The 9,192-nt window shown below is 54.2% G+C and carries 8 protein-coding genes and 1 rRNA gene; 4 read left to right on the top strand and 5 right to left on the bottom strand.

The window, feature by feature from the left end; genetic code table 11:
- Nucleotides 1-5: 5 nt before the first annotated feature.
- The 3 genes from rrf to DD606_RS12270 all read left to right on the top strand — a co-directional run bounded on the left by rrf (nucleotide 6) and on the right by DD606_RS12270 (nucleotide 2,161).
- Nucleotides 6-121: ribosomal RNA gene (gene rrf / locus DD606_RS12280) — 5S ribosomal RNA — on the top strand.
- 128 nt (nucleotides 122-249) lie between these two features.
- On the top strand, nucleotides 250-702 hold the full coding sequence (locus DD606_RS12275; protein ID WP_006811623.1) for a DUF4385 domain-containing protein: 453 nt from the start codon (nucleotides 250-252) through the stop codon (nucleotides 700-702).
- A 151-nt stretch (nucleotides 703-853) separates the two neighbouring features.
- Nucleotides 854-2,161 (top strand): MFS family transporter, encoded by a 1,308-nt coding sequence (locus DD606_RS12270; RefSeq protein ID WP_048240394.1) that lies wholly within the window; start codon nucleotides 854-856, stop codon nucleotides 2,159-2,161.
- Here the strand turns inward: DD606_RS12270 and DD606_RS12265 are convergent.
- The 5 genes from DD606_RS12265 to trxC all read right to left on the bottom strand — a co-directional run bounded on the left by DD606_RS12265 (nucleotide 2,158) and on the right by trxC (nucleotide 7,880).
- Nucleotides 2,158-2,481 carry a YfiM family lipoprotein gene (locus DD606_RS12265; RefSeq protein WP_003860739.1) on the bottom strand — a complete coding sequence of 108 codons (324 nt, stop codon included), beginning with the start codon at nucleotides 2,479-2,481 and terminating at the stop codon, nucleotides 2,158-2,160. The genes DD606_RS12270 and DD606_RS12265 overlap by 4 nt on opposite strands.
- Before the next feature lie 46 nt (nucleotides 2,482-2,527).
- The gene (gene pssA, locus DD606_RS12260) at nucleotides 2,528-3,883 is read right to left on the bottom strand and encodes a CDP-diacylglycerol--serine O-phosphatidyltransferase (protein ID WP_026094276.1); all 1,356 of its coding nucleotides are present in this window, start codon (nucleotides 3,881-3,883) and stop codon (nucleotides 2,528-2,530) included.
- A gap of 109 nt (nucleotides 3,884-3,992) precedes the next feature.
- Nucleotides 3,993-6,656 carry a protein lysine acetyltransferase gene (gene pat / locus DD606_RS12255; RefSeq protein WP_048240395.1) on the bottom strand — a complete coding sequence of 888 codons (2,664 nt, stop codon included), beginning with the start codon at nucleotides 6,654-6,656 and terminating at the stop codon, nucleotides 3,993-3,995.
- Nucleotides 6,657-6,691: 35 nt separating this feature from the next.
- Nucleotides 6,692-7,390: a tRNA-uridine aminocarboxypropyltransferase gene (tapT, locus tag DD606_RS12250; protein WP_045894641.1), complete on the bottom strand. Its 699-nt coding sequence runs from the start codon at nucleotides 7,388-7,390 to the stop codon at nucleotides 6,692-6,694.
- Nucleotides 7,391-7,460: 70 nt separating this feature from the next.
- The gene (gene trxC / locus DD606_RS12245) at nucleotides 7,461-7,880 is read right to left on the bottom strand and encodes a thioredoxin TrxC (RefSeq protein WP_003860733.1); all 420 of its coding nucleotides are present in this window, start codon (nucleotides 7,878-7,880) and stop codon (nucleotides 7,461-7,463) included.
- A 204-nt stretch (nucleotides 7,881-8,084) separates the two neighbouring features.
- Between trxC and DD606_RS12240 the strand changes: the two genes are divergently transcribed.
- Nucleotides 8,085-9,170, top strand: a complete 1,086-nt coding sequence (locus DD606_RS12240) for a tRNA/rRNA methyltransferase (RefSeq protein ID WP_022651671.1) — start codon at nucleotides 8,085-8,087, stop codon at nucleotides 9,168-9,170.
- Nucleotides 9,171-9,192 lie beyond the last annotated feature (22 nt).

Genomic DNA, 9,192 nt, shown 5'->3' with positions numbered 1-9,192 from the left:
ATTTGCCTGGCGGCTTTAGCGCGGTGGTCCCACCTGACCCCATGCCGAACTCAGAAGTGAAACGCCGTAGCGCCGATGGTAGTGTGGGGTCTCCCCATGTGAGAGTAGGGAACTGCCAGGCATCAAACAAGAAAAACCCCGTACCGTAAGGTACGGGGTTTTTTGCTTTGGGCGCGGAAAACATGCCGGATGGCGGCTTCCCCTTATCCGGCCTACAATTGTTAAAACAATTTTAACAATGGTGCCGCTTTGACTCGTCCCTTTGATTATCAACAAGATTTTGCCAATATTAATTTTCGCGAACATCCCGAACGGTATCAGGTGGGCCGGGGTGAGCAGGGCGTATTGATGGTCGAGCCTTATAAAAGCGAAATCCTTCCACACTGGCGTTATAAAAATGCTGAAGTCGCAGCGCGTTCGGCAGAAGAGATCTACGCCCTCTTTGAAGAGTACCGCAGGAATAACGATTTTGTAGGTATGGATATGGCGCGTAAATTCATACAGATGGGATACACCCGTGCCCGGCGATACGCCAATCATAAAGGCGGAAAAAAGTATGATGAGAAGCGCCAGGTCAAACCCCTCGATCACGATCCAGTAAAAGCAGAGGCCGCTGCGGTATTCAAAACGTGGTGGGATAAAATTCGTGCCGATGAAGATTATTTGCAGCGAAAAAAGGCTCACCAGCAAGCGTGGGGATAATTACTACGTCCGCTAATAATTCGATACCTGATCGAGTTCACAAAATCCAATGAAACATATTGGAAACATTTTATTTACCTAACGATTCGTTTTAAATCCGGTTTTACTGTTTGTGGGCAATGGCCCGCAATGTGAGACAGGGGATTTTAAAATGACAGAAACCGTAGCCAGTGCAGATACGGATAACACAAGTTTAGCAGGCAAGGATACTCGCCGTCGGGTTTGGGCAATTGTTGGAGCCTCATCGGGGAACCTTGTAGAGTGGTTTGATTTTTACGTCTATTCATTCTGTTCACTCTACTTTGCGCATATCTTTTTCCCATCAGGGAACACCACAACGCAGCTTCTGCAAACCGCAGGCGTTTTTGCCGCCGGGTTCCTGATGCGTCCCATTGGCGGATGGCTGTTCGGCAGGATCGCGGACAGGAAAGGGCGCAAGACATCCATGCTCATCTCTGTGTGCCTGATGTGCGTCGGCTCGCTGGTGATTGCCTGCTTGCCCGGATATGACACAATCGGAACATGGGCACCGGCGTTGCTGTTGCTGGCACGTCTGTTCCAGGGGCTGTCAGTGGGTGGCGAATACGGCACCAGCGCGACATACATGAGCGAAGTGGCTGTTGAAGGGCGCAAAGGTTTCTATGCATCATTCCAGTATGTAACCCTCATTGGCGGACAGCTACTGGCGTTACTGGTTGTGGTGATCCTTCAACAAATCCTTAGCGATGAAGATTTACGCGCCTGGGGCTGGCGCATACCGTTTGCCCTGGGGGCCGCCCTGGCGGTTGTGGCGCTGTGGTTACGCCGTCAGCTTGATGAAACCTCCCAGCAGGAGGTCAGGGCGCTGAAAGAAGCCGGTTCGATGAAAGGGTTGTGGCGTAACCGCAAAGCATTTTTGATGGTATTAGGCTTTACCGCCGCAGGCTCGCTAAGCTTCTATACCTTCACCACCTATATGCAAAAATATCTGGTCAACACGACGGGCATGCATGCTAACGTTGCGAGTGTCGTCATGACGGTGGCGTTACTGGTCTTTATGCTCATTCAGCCGATTGTTGGCGCGCTGTCGGACAAAATAGGTCGCCGCACCTCCATGCTGATCTTTGGTGGCATGCTCACCCTGGGGACTGTTCCGCTTTTGACGGCGCTACAGCATACAACCTCTCCGTATGCCGCTTTCGCTTTGATTATGGTGGCACTTATTATTATTAGTTTTTACACGGCAATCAGTGGCATTTTGAAAGCGGAAATGTTTCCCGCACAGGTGAGGGCGCTGGGCGTAGGCCTCTCTTATGCGGTCGCTAACGCCCTGTTTGGCGGATCAGCAGAATATGTCGCGCTATCCCTAAAGTCATGGGGCAGTGAAACGACCTTCTTCTGGTATGTCACCATCATGGGGGCGCTGGCGTTTATTGTCTCCCTGATGCTGCATCGTAAAGGAAAAGGGATCCGCCTTTAATAATGCGCCATCTGCCAGACGGCGTAGCCGGTTGTTGCCCCGGCTACGTCCCAGGCAAAATCTTTCCAGCTCCAGCCGCTTCCCGAGGGGCGGCTATCCCAAAGTTCTTTTGATGCCCCCAGGCTGATGGAGAACATCAGGCCCATTGTGGCACTTCGATCCCGGCTATACCCCTGGTGCAGCGCATACTCATTACCCGCAGCGGACAACATTGCAGACGCCAGAAAGTGTTGAGCTTTATCCTGACCCGACCAGTTATCATTAGCCATATGGCTGCAACCGGTCAGGAAAAGAGGGATTATCAGGAAAGGCGTACGCATTAACAGACTCCATAAAAAAAGCCCCGTCGATGACAGGGCCCGTGTATTACAGAATGCGGCTGATGAGGCGGTCGATACGGATCCGACGTAGACGGCGAATCAGCTTGCGAACTTTCACCGGATAATCAGCGATGCTTTGCAGATCGCGATAATGACGAACCACGGTGGTATGCGTGCGTATAAGCTCCAGCTCACGATCGCGTTTCGCGGCTAACGCATGCTGAGGATCATGAATAAGGATGGCGTTTTCCAGATCCAGACGCCAGGCGCGTGGGTTCAGGTTATTACCGGTCAGCAGCATCCACTCGTCATCCACCCACATCCCTTTGAGGTGATAGCTGTTGTCTTCATCTTTCCAGAGACGCACAACCAGCTGGTCCGTGTTCACATAGTACTGTAAACGGCTCAGGAAGCGGCGCAGGTTAATCTCATAGAGATAAGGCAGTGCGCCGATGATCTTGAAAGGCTGATCTTCCGGAATGAAAAAGTCATTTGCCGTTTTATCCCCGACAATGATTTCCACCTTTTTACCATCACGCAGCAGCTGAATGATATTACGCACCAGAACGGCGGGAAGATTAAAGTACGGGGTGCAGATGGTCAGCTTATGCTCAGCGCACGGCATCAAATGAAAGATGGTCTTGTTCAGCAGGCTGGATTTTCCCAGGCCTACCAGAGGCGTAACGGACAGTTCTTCATTACTGGCATCACCCTGAAAACGATAAACCGCATCGCGCAGTTCCTGGCGGAAGGAGCGAACGTCGTTTTTGATTTCCGGGCTTTTCGGGCGATGAGGATCGTCAAGACGGTGCACACCCCGACCATGAACCAGGTTTTTATCAACCCAGTTGAACATGATGTCAGCCATCTGCGGATTGCGGATCAGATGGTAGCGATCGTAGCGGTATTTATCGAGCTGATGGAGATACACATCATTCAGGCTGGCGCCGCTATAAAGGACGCTGTCATCAATGATAAATCCTTTAAAATGAAGAACGCCAAGCGCTTCACGGGTATTCACCGGTACGCCATACACCGGGATATCAATACCCGGATTTTCCTGGGCCGTGCGGCAATACCAGTCAGCATTGGTATTCGAGGCAGCCGCACCAATACGGCCACGCTGAGCACGGTGCCAGTCAACCAGCACGCGAACATCCAGTTCCGGACGCTGACGTTTCGCTTCATAGAGCGCGTTCAGGATCGCACGCCCACCTTCATCTTGTTCAAGATAGAGCGCCACAATGCAAATACGTCGCGTAGCGCTGGCAATCTTTTCAAGAAGCGTCTCCCGGAAATGAGCGGGAGCATAAAAGAACTCTACATCATCAACTGACTGAGAAATCTTCGGTAGTTGAGCAAGGTGTTGTTGATGTTTATTACGCTTAAATTTTGACAACATCACAGTGCGTTTCTTCTCTGTTCATTGAAGGGTTGTCTGTACCAGGCAAACAACATAAGCGGACAATGATACCCCAGTGCCGGTAAAAGTGGGTAACATTTCCAGCAGCTTACTCTTGTTTATCCGTCGAAGTCAGGCTGAGGGACAGAGAGACAATGCCTTCATCCAGCTGGATATCAACGTCAAAACCGAGCTTCCGCGCCAGGGTCACCATACCCCGATTGTTTGGCATAGTAATGCCATTCAGGCGTGACAATCCGTGATCGCGCGTATAACCAATGAGTTTTTCGAGCAGCCGTCTGCCCAACCCCAAACCCTTAAGATCGGAACGCACCAGTACGGCAAACTCCGCATCCACGTTATCCGGGTCGGAAATAGCGCGCGTCACGCCGAGGATCTCCTCTCCCGCTCCGGAACGGCGGACCGCCACAATCGCCATTTCTCGATCGTAGTCGATCTGGGTCATATTGGCTAAATCGTCGTGGGTAAATTCATTGATTTCGCTGAAATAGCGATAGTACAAATCTTCCTTCGTCACCTGCGAGATGAACGCCCGCAGCAGCGGCTCGTCTTCCGGCAGGATAGGGCGAAACAGCGCCCGCTCCCCATTTTTCATCTCCACCCACTCTTCCAGATGAAGAGGATAAGGACGAATGGCGAGACGGCTTTCCGGGTCACCGATATAGGGCGCAATATCCAGCGTCACGTCCAGGGCGGTAAATTCATTTCCGGAGGCAAGAAGGGGGTGAATATCCAGGCGCTGGATCTCCGCACAGTCAACAATGAGGTTGGAGACCTTCACCAGAAACTGGCTTAACCCGGCGATATCAAGCGGCCGCAGAGCGCTTCTCCCGCGGATTTTTTTGCTTTTGATGGCCTGAATAATTAAATAACGCGCCAGGTTCATGTTCAGAGGGGGAAGCGCGACAACCGCCTGTTCTTCTGGCCGCCACTCAACGCCGCCATCACCCAGCATAATGAGCGGGCCAAAAACCGGATCGTGTTCGACAACCACGCGCAGCTCCTGCGCACCCGCACGGTTGGCCATGCTCTGCACCAGCAGGCCGTGGATCCTGGCCTGTGGCCACGTCATTTTTACGCGATCGATAATGGCATCCGCGGCCTGTTGTACTTCTGTCGCGGTGCGCAGATACAGCATGACGCCCTGCACATCCGATTTGTGCGGAATATCGGGAGAGCGCAGCTTCAGCGCGACCGGATAACCAATCTGCTCAGCAATATGTACCGCCTCAGCGCTGTCGCCGGCAATCCAGGTGGGCAGGGTTTGCATTCCATAACTGCCAAGAATGGGTTGTACCTCATGTGTGTCAAGAGAAGTGGCGCCCTCTTCGATGGCCTGCTGCAAAAGCCTGTGCACATCCACCGAATTTGCGGTGAGATTGCCCGGCAGGGCAGGCGTTTCACGCAGCTGCTTCTGGTTGCGGCGGTATTCAACCATATGCATAAACGCGGTAATGGTGCCCTCTGGGGTACGGTAGGTTGGCAACCCGGCTTCACTAAACAGACGCCGTGCCTCCTGCGAGGAGAATTCGCCGCACCAGTTGGTCAGCAGGGTAACGTATTTACCGCGGGGATGGTTTCGGACCGCCTCAATCAGCGCACGCGCACTTTCGCTGCCTGGCGCAACCGCGCTGGGCGAATGGATAATCATCAGCGCATCAAAGTCCTGGCTATCCAGCAAAATCGTGATCGCCTTAATGTAACGATCGCTGCTGGCATCATCGCGCAAATCGAGGGGATTATCGGGAACAACGCTTCCCGGTAACGCATCCCGCAGGCGCTGGAGCGTCTCTTCACCCAGCGTGGCCAGCTTGCCGTTGCGTAGCCAGAGCTCGTCCAGCGCCAGGGCGGCGGGAGCTGCACCGTTGCTGACAATCATCAGCTTTTCACCGCGCAGGGGGCGCATGTGGCTTAACGTTTCGACGGCGGAAAAAAGCTCGTGCGTATCCTGTACCCGCAGTAAACCGGCGCGCTGGATCGCTGCATCCCATGCGGGATCCATCCCGGAACGGGAATGTAGCAGGCGCTGAGCCGCGGGGCTGCGCCCGCTTTTGATGACCAGAATCGGTTTATTACGTGATGCGCTACGCGACGCCGACACAAAACGACGGGCGTCGCTCAGGTGTTCAAGGTAGAGCAGGATAGCGCTGGTTTTGCTGTCACGCGCCAGGAAATCCAACAGCTCATCGACGTCAATGTCCAGGCTGTCGCCGAGGGCAATGAAATAGGAAAAGCCCATCTCACGCTGCTGCGCCCAGTCGAGGATGGTATTGGATACCGCAGCCGACTGCGAAATAAAGGCCAGTTTGCCTTTACGGATCGGAACCGGGGAAAAACTGGCATTCAGCCCTTGCCAGGGCGCAAGCAGACCGAGGCTATTTGGACCAAGAATGCGCATCTGGTAGCGGCTGGCGCAGGCCAGCAGTTCGGGCTGCTGTTCAGGAGGCGAGGAAAGAATAATGCAGGTTTTACAGCCTTTCTGACCGAGCGACTCAAGCAATTCGAGGTTTCGTTTCGCATGCGTACAGAGCACGGCGAGGTCGGGAACAAACGGTAAACTTTGCACGTCCGGCCACGCCAGCACCCCCTGTACCGCCTTATAAGCGGGCGTAACGGGCATGACCGGGCCGTTAAATCCGCCAGCCAGCAGATTGCGCATCATCAGATACCCTGCGCGGTCCGGTTTCATCGAGGCGCCAATAACGGCAATGGATTTCGGACGGAGTAGCGCTTCTAACCCTCTCTGGCTCATGCAGGCCTCCTGTGAATGCAAGCGACCTGATGATTTTAAACGCTTTCTGCCTCAGTTGCTGTGACGCTACCCTTATGAACGGTTTTTCCCGCAAGATAACGTTCGCGGAAGCAGGAGAAGTGACTGCCCAGCGCGCCGGCCGCCTGGGTATCGCCCGCCAGATCCAGTAGCGCTATGGCGACTTCAGCGGTGCAATATTGACCGTCGGCATGCGCTTCACGCAAGCGATAGGCCGAAACACGCGACAGATCGACGGAAATCACCGGCAGCGCATCAAGATAAGGGCTTTTGCGAAACATTTTTCTTGCTTCGGTCCAGGTGCCGTCGAGCATAATAAACAGCGGCGGCTTACCGGTTGGTGGCGCCGTAAGCACCTGACGTTGTTCGCCTGCATATGATGCCGGGAAAACGACCATGGGCTGATAGTCCGGGCTTGCCACCAGGTCGAGCAGAGCCTGAGGTGGCTCAGTGCGCGACCACTGAAACGCTGCGGTGTTGGGTAGAATATCGGCGATCAAACGCCCTGTGTTGCTGGGCTTCATCGGTTCGGTATCGAACATGACCAGACAAAAGCGGCTTTTCGCCTCGCTCGGCGCAAGCGTTTCGCACAGGCACACTTTCAGCGGTAAAAGGCAGCGCTGGCAGCGGCGAATACGATTGCCTCGGGCCAGAAAAGGGCGGGTGGCGCGCGCAAGGCGCTCGGCGCGTAATTGAAGTACAGCGTTATCAGTCATGGGCGAAAAGGCAGGAAAAACCCCATTTTCGCAGAGGAGAGAACGGGGCACAAGATATGCCCCGCGAATGTTACAGGGATTCGTTTAACCAGCTGTCGAAAGGCGCTTTTGGTACTGCACCATTGAGCATGTCGATCACTTCACCATTTTTGAAAATCATAATGGTTGGAATGCTGCGAATGCGAAAACGGGCGCTGAGTTCACGTTCCGCTTCGGTATTCACTTTGACAAAACGCATTTTCCCGCTGCGCTCTTCAGCCACGTCTTCGAAGATGGGCGCAAAGTTACGGCAGGGGCCGCACCACGGTGCCCAGAAATCGACCACAACAGGCAGATCGTCCTTGAGGAGTTTGTCCAGCGTAGCACCCGTCGCGTTAATGACATCGCCATCAAATAATTCGTGGCCACAACGCCCGCATTTCGCACCGTCATCCATCCGATCGTCCGGAATGCGGTTTAAAGCCTGACAGTTGGCACATACGGTATTCATAACTAACCTCTGATAGAGCCGTGGAACAACGGCAGAACGCCGATAATGTTTCTGATATGTTACATATTATCAGTGAGCCTGTATGAAACGACAACGCGTTTTATTCAATGGGAACAATAGTCACAGGCTTTTGTACGAAATTATGGCTATGAGCTTGCACATCGGGTAATCTGCGCGCTTCGCGCAGCGCTGGTGGAGAAAAGCATGAACGACGAAATGAAAAACAAAAGCGGCAAGGTCAAAGTGATGTATGTCCGCAGTGATGATGACTCTGATAAACGCACCCAAAATCCGCGTACCGGAAAAGGTGGCGGGCGTCCGGCGTCTTCTCGTGCAGACGGTGGCCGTCGCCCCGCCCGCGATGACAGAAATAACCGCGGCGATGACCGCAAACGTGATGACCGTAAGCGTGACGATCGCAAACGCGATGATTTTGTCCGCGACGGTGGATCGCCATGGCGTACCGTTTCTCGCGCGCCCGGTGAAGAGACTACCGAAAAAGCCGATCACGGCGGTATCAGCGGAAAAAGCTTTATCGATCCGGAAGTGCTGCGTCGTCAGCGTGCGGAAGAGACCCGTGTCTACGGTGAGAACGCCTGTCAGGCCCTGTTCCAGAGCCGCCCGGAGTGTATCGTTCGTGCATGGTTTATCCAGAGCGTGACCCCGCGCTTTAAAGAAGCGCTGCGCTGGATGGCGGCGAACCGCAAAGCCTACCACGTGGTTGACGATGCCGAGCTGACAAAAGCGTCCGGTACAGAACACCACGGCGGCGTCTGCTTCCTGATCAAAAAACGTAACGGCACTACCGTGCAGCAGTGGGTTAGCCAGGCGGATGCCGATGACTGCGTACTGGCGCTGGAAGATGTAGGTAATCCGCATAACCTGGGCGCTATGATGCGTAGCTGCGCGCACTTTGGCGTGAAAGGCGTTCTGTTGCAGGATGCCGCGCTGCTGGAATCCGGTGCGGCGATTCGTACTGCGGAAGGTGGTGCAGAGCACGTTCAGCCGATCACCGGCGACAGCGTGCTGGAAGCCCTGGAGCAATTCCGTAAAGCGGGCTACACCATTGTCACCACCTCAAGCCGTGCCGCTACGCCGTTGTTTAAAGCGACGTTGCCGCGCAAAATGGTGCTGGTGTTAGGTCAGGAGCGCGATGGTCTGTCTGATGCGGCACTCTCCAGCGCTGACCTGAGCGTCTCTATCGACGGCACTGGCAACGTTGAAAGCCTGAACGTATCCGTTGCGACCGGCGTGCTGCTGGCGGAATGGTGGCGTCAGAACAAGGCATAAGCCTTTTATGTGCCGGGCCTGA

The organism is Enterobacter cloacae complex sp. GF14B, assembly GCF_004136805.1.
Taxonomy (GTDB): domain Bacteria; phylum Pseudomonadota; class Gammaproteobacteria; order Enterobacterales; family Enterobacteriaceae; genus Enterobacter; species Enterobacter hormaechei_C.
Note: the sequence above shows the minus strand (reverse complement) of the source record. Positions and strands in the feature narration are given on the sequence as shown.